This is a genomic window from Uliginosibacterium silvisoli (assembly GCF_036017035.1).
Classification (GTDB): Bacteria; Pseudomonadota; Gammaproteobacteria; order Burkholderiales; family Rhodocyclaceae; genus Viridibacterium; species Viridibacterium silvisoli.
In genome coordinates this window covers 642,950-656,965 of record NZ_JAYXHS010000001.1, presented here as the reverse complement: position 1 = coordinate 656,965, position 14,016 = coordinate 642,950, and the positions used below count along the sequence as shown (strand labels likewise).

Genomic DNA, 14,016 nt, shown 5'->3' with positions numbered 1-14,016 from the left:
GCCTGATACAACTCATGCTAGAGAACACGCTGGCCCGCTTCCATTGTGGAGTTCCACAAGTCTTGCTGGTGGAGACACCCCGTCCCGCAGCATGAAGAAATCACCCGGGTTTTCCTTGTTGCCGAACACGCCTCCAGACGCCGCACATGCCAGCCCCTCGTCGGGCAATCCGTGGTTCTGGCGCCTGCCTGCCATCGCGGTGATCTGTCTGATCGCGGGCGTGATCGGCTTCGTCATGCTCACCTTGCGACAGGACCAGCAGGAGCAGCGCACCGCGCTGCTCTCGGACGTCCTGTGGCTGGAGCAGAACCTGCGCTTCCAGTTCGAGCGCAATGAAGAGTTGCTCGGCCGTCTCGCGCAGGAGTTGCTCGAACAATCTCCGGCAGACGAGACGGTGCTGTTGCGCACGCGTCAGGCCGTTGGCGTGGAAACAGCGCTGTCGCAGATCCTCTGGTTCGATGCAATGCAGATGATGAGCGGCGCGTTGCCGCCGCAAGAGAGCCGCTATGGCGTCCAGCAACAGGCGGCGATCAACGTTGCGCTGCAGAAGGCGCGTGCCTTTGCCAAGGCGGCGTACTGCGAAGTCACCAACGATCTGAGCGGTACGGGCGGGCCGGTGCTTTGCGTGGCCGTGCCGAGCTACGACGGCACCCGCCTGCGCGGCTTCGTGGTCGGCATCTATCCGCTGCAGCGTCTGTTGAGCAACCAGGTAGCGTGGTGGTTCTCTGAGCGCTATCGCCTCTCCATCAAGGATCAGCAAGGCAACGAGATCGCCAGCAAGTCACGCGTGGCAGCCCTGCATCCGGCGCTGTCTTACGAAGTGGCTTTCGACCCGCCGGGCAATGGCCTGATGTTGCATGTCGATACCTACAGCCACGGCCCGCGCATCGTGCCCTTGCTGTTCGCCGGCGCGGTCATCCTCTTTGCAGCAGCCCTGCTGTGGAGTCTATGGATGCTGTTGCGCCACACGCGGCGGCGTCATGCGGCCGAGCAGGCCCTGCAGAACGAGTACCAGTTCCGGCGCGCGATGGAAGACTCGCTGCACACCGGGCTGCGTGCGCGCGATCTCGAAGGGCGCACGATCTACGTCAATCGCGCTTTCTGCGAGATGGTGGGTTGGTCGGCGGAAGAGCTCATCGGCGTGAGCTCGCCCATGCAGTACTGGATTCCGGAAGAGATCGAGGCGACCAACGAGATGCACAAGCGCGTGCTTGCCGGTGAGGTGTCGCACCAGGGCTTCGAGCTGCGTTTCAAACGGCGCAGTGGCGAGATTTTCGATGCGCTGATCTACGAAGCGCCGCTGCTTGATGCTGACGGCAACCACTTTGGCTGGATGGCCTCGGTGCTCGATATCACCGAGCGCAAGCGTGCTGAAGAGCTGGCGCGTACCCAGCAGGAGCGTCTGCAGGCCACCGCGCGGCTGGTGACGACGGGCGAGCTTGCGTCCACGCTGGCGCATGAGCTCAACCAACCGCTGGCCGCCATCTCGAGTTATGCCAGTGGCTGCATCAATGGCTTCAACAACGGCATGGCCCCGGCACAACTCATCGAGGCCATGCAGAAGATCTCGCATCAATCGCAGCGTGCCGGCAACATCATCCGTCGCATCCAGAACTTCGTGCGCCGCAGTGAGCCGCGTCATGAGCGGGTTGCCATGGCGCGCGTTGTTTCCGAAGCCACGGCGCTGCTGGAGAGCAGTGCCAGCAAGCGGCGCGTGCGCGTCACGCTGGCGTTCGGCCATGAACTGCCCGGCATTGAAGGGGATGCGACCTTGCTGGAGCAGGTGGTGGTGAACCTCATGCGCAATGGCATGGACGCCATGGGCGAGATTCCAGAGAGCGAACGGCAACTGCGCGTGTCGGTGACGAGCAACGCGGAAGTCCTGGAAGTTTGCGTGGCCGATCGGGGCAGCGGCATTTCTGCCGAAAGCGCCGAGAAGCTCTACACACCGTTTTTCACGACCAAGAGCGAAGGTATGGGCATGGGCCTGAATATCTGCCGCTCCATCATCGAGTGGCATCGTGGGCGCCTGTGGTTCGAGCCGAATCCGGGCGGTGGCACCTTGTTCCGTTTCACCCTGCCACGGGAGGCGGATTGATGGCGGCCATGGTGCACATTGTTGATGACGATGCCGCGATCCGCGATGCACTGGGTTTCCTGCTGCGCACGCATGGCATTGCCAGCCAGAGCTGGGCCGACGCGGAGAGCTTCCTGCTCGACTATCGCGACAGCATGCGGGGTTGCATCCTGCTCGACGTGCGCATGAGTGCCATGACCGGGCCGGAGTGTTTCGATGTGCTGCGTGGCCGTGGCTGTCGTATGCCGGTGGTGTTCCTGACGGGGCATGGCGACGTTCCGCTGGCTGTTGATGCCTTGCGTGCCGGCGCGATTCACTTCATCGAGAAGCCACCGCACCACGACCTCCTGTTGTCGGCCGTGCGCGAGGCGCTCGCGGGTGACCTCGTGGCACAGCAGGAGATTGCACATCGCGCCGAGCTGGCGACGCGCATCGAGCAACTCAGCCCGCGTGAGCGGGAGGTGATGGGGCTGATCCTCGAAGGCAAGCTCAACAAGATCATCGCCGACGAACTCGACATCAGCATGCGCACGGTGGAAGTGCATCGCTCGAATGTCTTCGACAAGATGGGCGTGCGCTCTGCTGTGGAGCTCGCAACGCTGCTAAGCAAGCAAGGGTAGGGCGGAACCTCCACAGGAGTTCCGCCCTACGGGCATGTCCGGAGTGCAGCGGAACGTCATGTGTACAATGCGACGTCATGACCTCATCCAGTTGCCCGCAATGAGCATCTACGCACTCAAGCCGCGCTTTCAAGCGCTTCTTCGTCCTCTTGTGCGCACGCTCTACGCCGGAGGCGTGACGGCCAACCAGGTCACCGTGTCTGCATGCGTGGTGTCCGTCGCGATCGGTCTGTTCCTCTGCGCAACGGCCGAACAGACGCGCGGCTTCCTGTTGATTCCGGTCTGGATGTTCTTGCGCATGGCGCTCAATGCGGTCGATGGCATGCTGGCGCGCGAGTTCGGGCAGAAGTCGCATCTCGGTGCCTACCTCAACGAACTCACCGACGTCATCTCGGACGCAGTGTTGTATCTGCCGCTGGCGTTCTTGCCGCATTTCCAGCCGCTGTGGGTCGGCATTGTCATCGTGCTGTCGGTGATCGTCGAGATGACCGGCTGCGTGGCCTTGCTCACGGGCGCATCGCGGCGCTATGACGGCCCTTTCGGCAAGAGTGATCGTGCCTTTGTGTTCGGCGCACTGGCCCTGGCCGTGGGCCTCGGCATGCCGGTGCAGGGCTGGCAGCAATTCGTCTTTCCGCTGATGGCAGTGTTGTGTGGCCTGACCATCGTGCAGCGTGTCCGCAAGGGGCTTGCGGAAGTTCGAACATAAGCATTGCCGTGCGCCTGCGGGCGCACGCAAAACGGGTTCCAACAACAAGGAGTGCGCATGACAAGGCAGCCGGTCGAACAGACGTTTGCAGCGAGTGATGGTGTCGAGCTTTTCTATCGCAAGTGGGCCGCAACGCAAGTGCAGGGCTCGGGTAAGGCACGTGGCGTCATTGTCTTGTTCCACCGGGGGCATGAGCACTCCGGGCGTCTGCAGCACATCGTCGATGAGCTGAACCTGCCGGACTTTGATTTCTACGCCTGGGATGCACGCGGCCATGGTCGCTCACCGGGGCAGCGCGGCTACAGCCCGAGCATCGGTCGCTCGGTGCGCGACGTGGACGAGTTCGTGAAGTTCGCTGCGCAGCAGAGCGGCGTGGCGATGGAAGACGTTGCCGTCATCGCGCAGAGCGTCGGCGCCGTGCTGGCCAGTGCGTGGGTGCACGACTACGCGCCGAAGATCCGCGCGCTGTCCTTGGCCTCGCCGGCTTTCAAGGTCAAGCTCTACGTGCCATTCGCGCGTCCCGGCCTCAAGCTGATGTACGCCTTGCGCGGCAATTTCTTCGTCAACTCCTACGTCAAGGCGAAGTTCCTGACGCATGACCCGGAGCGCATCGCGTCGTTCGAGAACGATCCGCTGATCACGCGGCCAATCTCCGCCAACATCCTGATCGCCCTGTACGAAACTGCCGAGCGCCTGGTTGCCGATGCGGCGGCGATTCTCGTACCGACGCAGCTGCTCATCTCCGGCGCCGACTGGGTCGTGCATCACGGCCCGCAACATGAGTTCTTCGAGCGCCTGGGCAGCACCGTGAAAGAGAAGCATGTCCTCGACGGTTTCTTCCACGACACATTGGGCGAGAAGGATCGCGCGCAGGCGCTGACGAAGATCCGCGATTTCGTCCTGCGCCAGTTTGCGCAACCGGTCGCGCAGCCTTCACTGCTGGATGCACACCAGCGTGGCTATACCTACGACGAGCAGATGACGCTCGAAAAGCCGCTACCCGCGCTATCGCCGAAGGCACTCGGTTTCGCCATGACGAAGGCCTCGATGAGCGGGCCGGGCCGTCTCTCCGAAGGCGTGCGCCTCGGCTTCGCCACCGGCTTCGACTCCGGCAGCACGCTGGACTACGTCTATCGCAACGAGGCGCGCGGCGTATCACTATTCGGCCGCATGATCGATCGCAACTACCTTGACGCGATCGGCTGGCGCGGCATCCGCCAGCGCAAGGAACATCTCAAGGAACTGCTCGGCGTGGCGATTGCCGATCTGCGTGCGCGTGGCTTGCCGGTGCACATCGTGGACATCGCGGCAGGTCATGGGCGATACGTGCTGGAAGCGCTGGAGTCCTTGCCGCAGAAACCGGATTCGGTATTGCTGCGCGACTATAGCGAGATCAATGTGCGTGCCGGCACGGAGCTGATCGCGAAGAAGGGCATGCAGGGCTTTGCGCGCTTCGTGCAGGGCGATGCTTTCGATGCGGAATCGCTTGCCGCCATCGCGCCGCGCCCGACGCTGGGTGTCGTCTCCGGTCTGTACGAGTTGTTCCCCGACAACGCCCTGATCCGTCGCTCGCTGGGTGGCCTGGCGTCGGCCATCGCGCCCGGTGGCTTGCTGCTCTACACGGGCCAGCCCTGGCATCCACAACTCGAGTTCATCGCGCGCGTGCTCACCAGCCATCGTGGTGGTGCGTCCTGGGTGATGCGTCGGCGCACGCAGGCAGAGATGGATCAGCTTGTCGAGGCGGCGGGCTTTGCCAAGCAACAGCAGCGCATCGACGAGTGGGGCATCTTCTCCGTGTCAATGGCTGCGCGGGTCGACGCAAGCTGATGGTCAGGGACGTCACGCTGCGCAAGGCGAGACGCCCATGGGGTGCCGCGACTGTATGGTGCCTCGTGCTGGCCGTGCTGTTCTTCGCGACCTACAACGCGACGAACTGGTTCACGGCGCAGCGCGCCAGTGTGGGCGTGATGGCGTTCGACTGGGAGCGCCATATCCCTTTTCTGCCATGGACCATCGTGCCGTACTGGTCCATCGACCTGCTCTACGGCGTGTCGCTGTTCATCTGCACGACGCGCTACGAGCTGACGCGGCACGCCCTGCGTCTGCTGTGCGCGCAGCTGATATGCATCGCGGGTTTTCTGTTGTTCCCGCTGCGATTCAGCTTCGACCGCCCCGCCACCGATGGCTTCTTTGGTCTGATGTTCGACACGCTCGCGGGCTTCGACAGGCCGTTCAATCAGGCGCCTTCACTGCACATCTGCCTGCTGGTGATTCTCTGGTATCACTACGCACGTCACGTGCGCAGCACGGCCGGCAAGCTGGTCTTGCATGGCTGGTTTGCACTGATCGGCATCTCCGTGCTGACCACTTATCAGCATCATTTCGTTGATCTCGTGGCGGGCGTGTGGGCAGGGCTGCTATGCCTGTTCATCGTGGGTGAGGATGTACCGGCTGGCGACGCGCGAGGCGTGCCGAATGCGGGGCGACGTTGGCGTGCCACCCACGGGCATGTCGAGCCCGGGCGCAGGCGGCTGGCGCGCATCTACGCTGTCGGCTCGGCTTTCTGCCTGCTTCCCGCGTTCTCGGGTTATCTGCCGGCGTGGCTGGCATGGCCTGTGGCGTGGGCGGGTGCGGCCTTGATGCTCGTTGCCGCAATCTATGCCTGGGGCGAGGGCGCTCATTTCGGCGTGAAACAGGGGCGACGCCCCTGGTGGCTGCGCGCCTTGCTGGCGCCGTATCTGCTGGGCGCGCGCGTCAACGTGTGGTGGTGGACCATGGGTTTGCCTGCGCATGTGCCGATCACGGAGGGCATCTCGCTCGGGCGCATGCCCTTGAATGCGCGCGAGCTGGAGCAGGGCCGTTTCGATTCCGTCCTCAATGTGAGCGCTGAACTGAGCTGCCCGGCCAGCAATATCGGCCACGACGCACATCCCATGCTCGATCTGTTGCCGCCCCGTGCCGACCAGCTTGAAGTCGGGGCTGACAAACTCGAGGCATTGCGCCGCAGGGGGACGGTGCTGGTGTGCTGCGCACTGGGCTTTTCGCGCAGCGCGGCCGTCATTGCCGCATGGCTGGTGCGTTACCGTCATGTCCCTGCTGCGGATGCCGTGCGCAGCGTGCAGGGGCGGCGTCCGCAGGTGGTGCTGAGTGCAGAAGTCATCGCGCGCTTGCAACAGGTTTCGGTAATCCAGGCATGAGCATGCAACCGCACAGCAGCACGCGCCTGAGCGACGCTGAACGCATGGCCTGCGCGACGACCGCAGCTTTCCTGCGGAGCGTGCTGGGCTTGCGACCGATGAGCCTTGGCGTTGCGGCACTGAGCTTCGCGGGCTTGTACCTTTGCAGCGGGGCGACGGTTACGCTGCTGTTTCTGGGCTGTTTCCTGGCGACTGTGCCAGTGCTGTACCTGCTGTTCCGCGTCGAACTGGATGCCGGCCTGTTCGAGCGGCTGGCAGCACCTGAAGCGGGGGAGGAGCCATTGCCGTCGATGGATCTGGCGCTGCTGAAGCTCGGCTTGTTGAAAGCCGTGGCGCCGCGTCCGCTCGATGACCGCCTGCGCGGCACGCGCCGGCTGGCGCTGCGCACGCTGAGCCTGATCGCCGCGCAACTGGTTGTGTTGTGCGTGGCGGTGATTGTCGTGGCATCGATGAAATAAGAGACAAGAAGTGGAGAAAGCCGAAGCATGACTTCCCGTTCAACCTCAGCCAGGCCGTCGCTGCTGTCGCGCTTCATAGCGCGCATCGTGGCCCTGTTCCTGATTGCACTGGTGCGCCTCGTCACTGGCGCACAGGCGCGCTGGACAGGTACTGCGCCGCTGCCGCAACAACGCCTCTACTACGCCAACCATTCCAGCCATCTCGACTTCCTGTTGCTGTGGGCCTTGTTGCCACCACGCCTGCGCTGGCAGACGCGGCCGGTGGCGGGCGCCGACTACTGGAACAAGAGTGCGGTGCGGCGTTACCTGATCCGCCATGTGTTCAATGGCGTGCTGGTCGAGCGCGGCGGTGACTCGAAGACGGGGCCGAATGGCGAACGCCTGAACGATCCGCTGGCGCCGATACTGGCCGCCGTTGCGGCGGGCGATTCACTGATCTTCTTTCCCGAAGGCACGCGCAACGCCAACGAGGAGATGCTGCCCTTCAAGAGCGGCTTGTTTCATATCGCGCGGCAGTGCGCGCAGCTCGAACTGGTGCCGGCGCGCATCGAGAATCTCAACCGCGTCATGCCCAAGGGCGAGCTGCTGCCGCTACCGCTGGTATGCACGATCAATTTCGGCGCGCCTGTCGTGCTCCAGGCGGATGAGCCGAAAGAGCAATTCCTGACGCGAGCCCGCGACGCCATCATCCAGATGATTCCGCGCGCGGCCTGACCTCCATCGACTATCCATCCGAACCCATGAGAATCGACTCCTACGTTCCTGAAGCCGCGCGTGAACAGACCCTCATGCTTTTCGCATGGATCGGCGGCGTGCTGCTTCTCGCCAGCCTGATCGGCGCCTTGCTGCGCTGGAAGCTCGGCGCGGAGAACAGCGTCGTCGCCAATCTGAATGCGCGCATCAATGCCTGGTGGGTGATGATTGCCGTCATCGGGCTCGCCCTGTTGGGCGGGCGCACCGGTGTGGTGGTGCTGTTCGGCTTCGTGTCGTTCTTTGCGCTGCGTGAATTCATCACACTCAACCAGACGCGACGTGGTGACCACCTCGCGCTGGTGACCAGCTTCTTCGTGGCCCTGCCGTTGCAGTACATCTATGTGGGCCAGAACTGGTACGGGATGTTCTCGATCTTCATCCCGGTCTATGGCTTCCTGTTCCTGCCCATCCTGGCCTGCTTTGGCCGTGATACGACGCGCTTCCTGTCGCGCAATGCGGAGACGCAATGGGGCTTGATGATCTGCGTGTACTGCATCTCGCATGTGCCGGCCCTTCTGGCGCTCGACATTCCCGGCTACGCCGATCGCAACATGCTGCTCGTCATCTTCCTGATCCTCATCGTGCAGTCGAGCGACGTGCTGCAGTACGTGTGGGGCAAATTGTTCGGCCGCCACAAGATCGCGCCGAACCTGTCGCCGTCGAAGACGGTAGAGGGCTTCGTCGGGGGTGTCGCAAGCAGTACGGTGCTGGGAGCCGCATTGTTCTGGATCACGCCTTTCAGCCCCTGGCAGGCCGCGCTGATTGCCTTGGTGATCACGCTGATGGGGTTCTTTGGCGGACTGGTGATGTCGGCGATCAAGCGTGATCGTGGCGTGAAGGACTGGGGCAACATGATCGAAGGCCACGGCGGGATGCTCGACCGGCTGGACTCGGTGTGCTTCTCGGCGCCGATCTTCTTCCATCTGGTGCGCTTCCACTTCGCCGTTTGAGCCTGTAGGACGCGGCGATTGATCGCGAGAGTGTCCGCCGTACGCGACTCAGGCTAAGATGGGCCTCACTCCCATGCACGAGGCCGCGCATGTCCATCCTGCATCCCATCATCGCAGTCACAGGCTCGTCGGGCTCCGGCACCACCACGGTGTCGAAGTCGTTCGAATGGATCTTCCGTCGCGAGAACGTGGTGGCTGCGCGCGTTGAGGGCGATGCGTTCCACAAGTACGACCGCGCAGCCATGCGTGTGCAGATCGAGGAGGCCGAGAAGCTCGGCCAGCGCGGGCCGAGTCATTTTGGCGTCGCCGCCAATCATCTGGACCGGCTGGAGGCCTTGTTTGATCAGTACGGGCGCCTGGGCACGGGCGAGCGCCGCCGCTATCTCCATGATGACGCCGAGGCGTTGGCCGCAGGCCTGGCGGGTGGCAGCTTCACGCCCTGGGAGCCTCTGCCGGAACCGACCGACCTCTTGTTCTACGAGGGCTTACATGGCGGCGTGGTGACCGGGTCGGTGGATATCGCGCGCCATGTCGATCTGCTGATCGGTGTCGTGCCCATCACCAACCTGGAATGGATCCAGAAGATCCATCGCGATACGAAAGTGCGTGGCTATTCCATGGAGGCGGTGCAGGACACCATCCTGCGGCGCATGGAGGACTATGTGCACGTCGTGGTGCCGCAGTTCTCGCGGACCCACGTCAATTTCCAGCGTGTGCCGGTCGTCGATACTTCCAACCCCTTCATTGCACGCGAAGTGCCGACGGCCGATGAGACGCTGGTGGTGATCCGCTTTCGCGAGCCGCGCGAGGTGGACTTCCCCTACCTGCTCAACATGATCGACGGTTCGTGGATGAGTCGTGTCAATACGCTGGTCGTGCCAGGCGGCAAGCTCGATCTGTCGATGCAGATCATCCTGACACCCTGGATCCTCGGCTTGCTGGAACGTCGCGCTGGCGCCACTTACTGATCCGGTCAGGGTATTGCGCAGGGATTGACTGCGGTCAGTTCTGATACCCTGAACGCCGATCCGTAATACCTGCACAAGGAATGCGCATGACATCGTTGTCACCGACGGGGCCAGAGGTGAGTGTCGATTCGCAGGAAGTACGCCTGCTGCGCAATGTGTGGCGTTTCATGTTGTTCGTGGTGGTCCCGGCGCTCATCATGAGGCTCATCTTTCTCGGCAACGATATCCGCTGGAACTGGATCGCGGTACCCAATATTGCGCTGGTCGGGCTGGGTGTCAGATATGCATTGCGCGTGAATCGCGTGTGGCTGGCAACGCAGATCCTCTCGTGGGGCCTGTTGGCAATGCTGGCCATCCAGTGCATGTTCGCGACCGGCATACGCTCCCCGGCTGTCATGGCTTTTCCCGTGGTGCTGACCGTTGCAGGCTGGCTGCAGGGACGCCGCACCGCCATGGCCATGCTGGTCGTCACGGTGGCGTGGTTGAGCGGGCTGACGCTGTTCGGCCGCCACTGGGAGGACATGCCGATGCGTGCCAGCGGCACCTACTGGCTTACGGCGGTGATGGTGTGCGGGCTGGCATGCGTACTTGCCATGCATCTGGCCGAGAGCAACCGGCGCAAACATGAGGCTGAGCGCCTCGCTGCGGTGGAGCTGGCCAGTCGCCTGGACGAACTGCAGAAAACGCGCGACAAGCTGGCCACCCTGTTCCATCTCAATCCGACGCCGATCAGCGTCAGCCGTATCGATGACGGCACCTACTACGATACCAATCCCGCTTGGGCACGCATCTCCGGTTGGTCGCGCGAGGAGATGGTGGGCAAGACCTCGACCGAGCTGGGTATCTGGCTATCGCCGCAGGAACGGCAGGATTTTGTCGAGGCGCTGCGTCACGAAGGGCGTCTCCTGAATTACCTCGCACGCTTCCGCACGCGCAGCGGCGAGGTGCGTCATTTCCTGATGAGCTCGGAACTGGTCGAGTACGACGGTCACCCCTCGATCTTCTCGGCCTTCGTCGATATCACCGAACGGCGCGCTGCTGAGGAGTCGCTGGAGCGACTCAACGCGGAGCTGGAGCAACGCGTGGCCGAGCGCACGCAGAGCCTCAGCGAGGCGCTGGATACCTTGCGCCGCGCGCAGGACGAGCTCGTGCAGTCCGACAAGCTGGCGTCACTTGGTTCGCTGGTCGCAGGTGTGGCGCACGAACTGAATACGCCGATCGGCAATGCGGTGCTGATTGCATCGACGCTGGCGCAGGACGTACAGGGCGTCAGCAGCGCCCTGCATGACGGAGGCTTGCGCAAATCCGCGCTCGAGTCCTTCATCGGCGACACCGGACATGCCATTGGCCTGCTCGATCAATCCCTGACGCAGGCGCGCGACCTGGTCAGCAGCTTCAAGCAGGTGGCGATCGACCAGAGTTCGGAGCGGCGCCGCAGCTTCGCACTCGACGAGCTGGTGCGCGATATCTGCGAGACCGTGCGGCCCAGCATGCGCAACCACCACTGGCGCCTCGAGACGGAGCTGGCGCCCGACGTGGAGATGGACAGCTATCCGGGGCCGCTCGGCCAGGTCATTACCAACCTGGTCCAGAACGCGTTCTTCCACGGCTTGCAGGAGAACATGCCTGGCCTGGTCCGCGTCGAGACACGTCCGCTCGAGGACGAGCAGACCGAGATCTGCGTTAGCGACAACGGGCGTGGCATCCCGCCGGAAAATCTCGGCCTGATCTTCGACCCGTTCTTCACCACACGGCTCGGGCAGGGCGGTTCAGGGCTGGGGTTGGCCATTGTCTACCGGCTCGTGACAACCTTGCTCGGCGGCCGCATCAGCGTGGATTCGACGCCCGGCGAAGGAACGCGCTTTACTGTCGTACTCCCCTGCAAGGCTCCCGTGGGCGCTTGAAGGGCGTACCGCACGCTGGTTGCTGGAGGTGTGCGTTCTTTTCGGCTGATATGCTGGGCCGTTCATCGCTGCCGCCGGCGCACCATCTCGCTGCTTGCCGCCATCTTCGAAGGCGTTGTGCTTGCAAGTAGCTTCTGCGTCGCAGCAAAGTCAGGCATTGCGGACAGATTTCACGGATAATCACGGGTTTCCAGCCAGACCGCTGCCTGATTCGCGTTCCAAGCCAGCCCGCAGCAGCCTTAGTGAGTCCTTTTCGAGTCCCTTCAGCATGCCGAACACCTTGAAGACCCCTGCATTCAATCCGATCACCGGTGCCATCCGCGCGTTGGCCATGGACGCTGTACAGCAAGCAAACTCCGGCCATCCAGGCATGCCGATGGGCATGGCGGAAATCGCCGAAGTGGTGTGGCGCCAGAATCTGCGCCACAACCCGGCCAATCCGCTGTGGGCCAATCGTGACCGTTTTGTCCTGTCGAACGGCCATGGTTCGATGCTGCATTACGCGCTGCTGCACTTGTCGGGCTATGACCTGCCAATCGACGAGTTGAAGAAATTCCGCCAGCTTGGTTCGAAGACCCCGGGCCATCCGGAGGTGCACTACACGCCGGGTATCGAGACCACGACGGGGCCGCTGGGCCAGGGGCTGACCAATGCAGTCGGCTTTGCGCTTGCCGAAAAACTGCTGGCCGGCAACTTCAATCGCCCCGGCCATGAAGTGGTCGACCACCACACCTATGTCTTCCTCGGCGACGGCTGCCTGATGGAAGGCGTCAGCCACGAAGCGGCTTCGCTGGCGGGTACCTGGGGGCTGGGCAAGTTGATCGCCTACTACGACGACAACGGGATCTCCATCGACGGTGAAGTCGAAGGCTGGTTCACCGATGACACGAAGAAGCGTTTCGAAGCCTATGGCTGGCAGGTCATCGGCCAGATCGATGGCCACGACGCCGCGGCACTGGCTGCCGCGACGGCCGAAGCGAAGGCTGACACGCAGCGCCCGACGCTGGTGATCTGTCGCACTACTATTGGCGCTGGCTCGCCGAACAAGGCTGGCACGGCGGATTCGCACGGCGCACCGCTCGGTGCCGCCGAAATCGCGCTGGTACGCGAAGCCATTGGCTGGGCCCACGCCCCGTTCGATATCCCAGCTGACGTGTATGCCGCGTGGGACGCCAAGGTCGCGGGCGCAAAGGCTGAAGCCGAGTGGAATGACAAGTTTGCGGCCTACGCCAAGGCCCACCCCGAGCTGGCCGCCGAATTCACGCGTCGCCTTGCTGGCGAACTGCCAACGGGTTTCCAGGCCGCTGCAGCGGCCCTGATCGAGAAGGTGCAGATCAAGGCCGAAACCATCGCGACGCGCAAAGCCTCGCAGAACGCCATCGAGGCGTTGGCACCGGCATTGCCTGAACTGCTGGGTGGTTCGGCCGATCTGGCCGGCTCCAACCTCACGCACTGGTCTGGCAGCAAGGAACTGGCTGCGGGTTCGGGCGCTGACGCGACGGGCGTCAATTACATCAACTACGGCGTGCGCGAGTTCGCCGAGTTCGCGATTGCCAACGGTATCGCCCTGCATGGCGGCTACCTGCCTTACACCGCGACCTTCCTGGTGTTCTCGGATTACTGCCGCAGCGCGATCCGCATGGCGGCGTTGATGAAGATCCGCCAGGTCATGGTGTTCACGCACGATTCGATCGGCGTGGGCGAAGACGGCCCGACGCACCAGCCAGTCGAGCACACGGCATCGCTGCGCCTGATCCCGAACCTCGATGTCTGGCGTCCGGCCGATACGACCGAGACGGCTGTTGCCTGGACACATGGCCTGCAGCGCGCCGATGGCCCGACCGTGCTGGCGCTGACACGCCAGAACCTGCCCTTCACTGCGCGCTCTGCCGAGCAGATCGAGCAGATTCGTTGCGGGGGTTACGTGTTGTCACCAGCCAGTGGCACGGAAAAGGCAGTGCTGATTGCGACCGGCTCCGAAGTCGGCGTGGCGCTGGCGGCGCAGAAACAACTGGCCGAGCAAGGCATCGGCGTGCGCGTGGTGTCGATGCCCTGCACGCGCCTGTTCGACCTGCAGCCAGCTTCCTACAAGTGCGCTGTGCTCGGCAGCGGCTTGCCGCGCGTGGCCATCGAAGCGGGTGTAACAGACGGCTGGTACAAGTATGTCGGCCTCGACGGGGCAGTCGTCGGTATGGATACTTTTGGTGAGTCCGGCCCGGGGGCAGCCTTGTTCAAACACTTCGGTTTCACGCCGGAAAAGGTGATCGGGGTGGTGAAAAGCCTGCTCGGGATCAAATTGGACTGATGTAGCTGATATAAACTTCAAGGTCCGCGTACCCGGCTTTTCCCCCGGTCGGGTATTGCACGCACGAGGCGCTCACGC

11 protein-coding genes are annotated in these 14,016 nt (G+C 63.2%); all 11 read left to right on the top strand.

The window, feature by feature from the left end:
• Positions 1 to 91 precede the first annotated feature (91 nt).
• The 11 genes from VVD49_RS02985 (at position 92) to tkt (ending at position 13,938) form a co-directional block, all read left to right on the top strand.
• Positions 92 to 2,098: a sensor histidine kinase gene (locus tag VVD49_RS02985; protein WP_327597640.1), complete on the top strand. Its 2,007-nt coding sequence runs from the start codon at positions 92 to 94 to the stop codon at positions 2,096 to 2,098.
• Complete coding sequence (locus VVD49_RS02980; protein WP_416384881.1) at positions 2,095 to 2,697, top strand: response regulator transcription factor; 603 nt, start codon at positions 2,095 to 2,097, stop codon at positions 2,695 to 2,697. Before VVD49_RS02985 ends, VVD49_RS02980 begins: the two co-directional genes overlap by 4 nt.
• Positions 2,698 to 2,755: 58 nt before the next feature.
• Positions 2,756 to 3,403 carry a CDP-alcohol phosphatidyltransferase family protein gene (locus VVD49_RS02975; RefSeq protein WP_327597638.1) on the top strand — a complete coding sequence of 216 codons (648 nt, stop codon included), beginning with the start codon at positions 2,756 to 2,758 and terminating at the stop codon, positions 3,401 to 3,403.
• Between the two features lie 57 nt (positions 3,404 to 3,460).
• On the top strand, positions 3,461 to 5,230 hold the full coding sequence (locus VVD49_RS02970; protein WP_327597637.1) for a bifunctional alpha/beta hydrolase/class I SAM-dependent methyltransferase: 1,770 nt from the start codon (positions 3,461 to 3,463) through the stop codon (positions 5,228 to 5,230).
• Entirely contained in the window at positions 5,230 to 6,600 is a 1,371-nt protein-coding gene (locus VVD49_RS02965) for a phosphatase PAP2/dual specificity phosphatase family protein (RefSeq protein WP_327597636.1), read from the top strand. The genes VVD49_RS02970 and VVD49_RS02965 overlap by 1 nt, the downstream gene beginning before the upstream one ends.
• Before the next feature lie 2 nt (positions 6,601 to 6,602).
• On the top strand, positions 6,603 to 7,058 hold the full coding sequence (locus tag VVD49_RS02960; protein WP_327597635.1) for a hypothetical protein: 456 nt from the start codon (positions 6,603 to 6,605) through the stop codon (positions 7,056 to 7,058).
• 27 nt (positions 7,059 to 7,085) lie between these two features.
• Positions 7,086 to 7,772, top strand: coding sequence for a lysophospholipid acyltransferase family protein (locus tag VVD49_RS02955; RefSeq protein ID WP_327597634.1), 687 nt, complete (start codon positions 7,086 to 7,088; stop codon positions 7,770 to 7,772).
• A 74-nt stretch (positions 7,773 to 7,846) separates the two neighbouring features.
• The gene (locus VVD49_RS02950; protein ID WP_327597633.1) at positions 7,847 to 8,761 is read left to right on the top strand and encodes a phosphatidate cytidylyltransferase; all 915 of its coding nucleotides are present in this window, start codon (positions 7,847 to 7,849) and stop codon (positions 8,759 to 8,761) included.
• 89 nt (positions 8,762 to 8,850) lie between these two features.
• Entirely contained in the window at positions 8,851 to 9,729 is an 879-nt protein-coding gene (locus tag VVD49_RS02945) for a phosphoribulokinase (RefSeq protein WP_327597632.1), read from the top strand.
• 86 nt (positions 9,730 to 9,815) lie between these two features.
• On the top strand, positions 9,816 to 11,633 hold the full coding sequence (locus tag VVD49_RS02940) for an ATP-binding protein (RefSeq protein WP_327597631.1): 1,818 nt from the start codon (positions 9,816 to 9,818) through the stop codon (positions 11,631 to 11,633).
• Positions 11,634 to 11,901: 268 nt separating this feature from the next.
• Positions 11,902 to 13,938: a transketolase gene (gene tkt, locus VVD49_RS02935; RefSeq protein WP_416384880.1), complete on the top strand. Its 2,037-nt coding sequence runs from the start codon at positions 11,902 to 11,904 to the stop codon at positions 13,936 to 13,938.
• Positions 13,939 to 14,016: the final 78 nt, after the last annotated feature.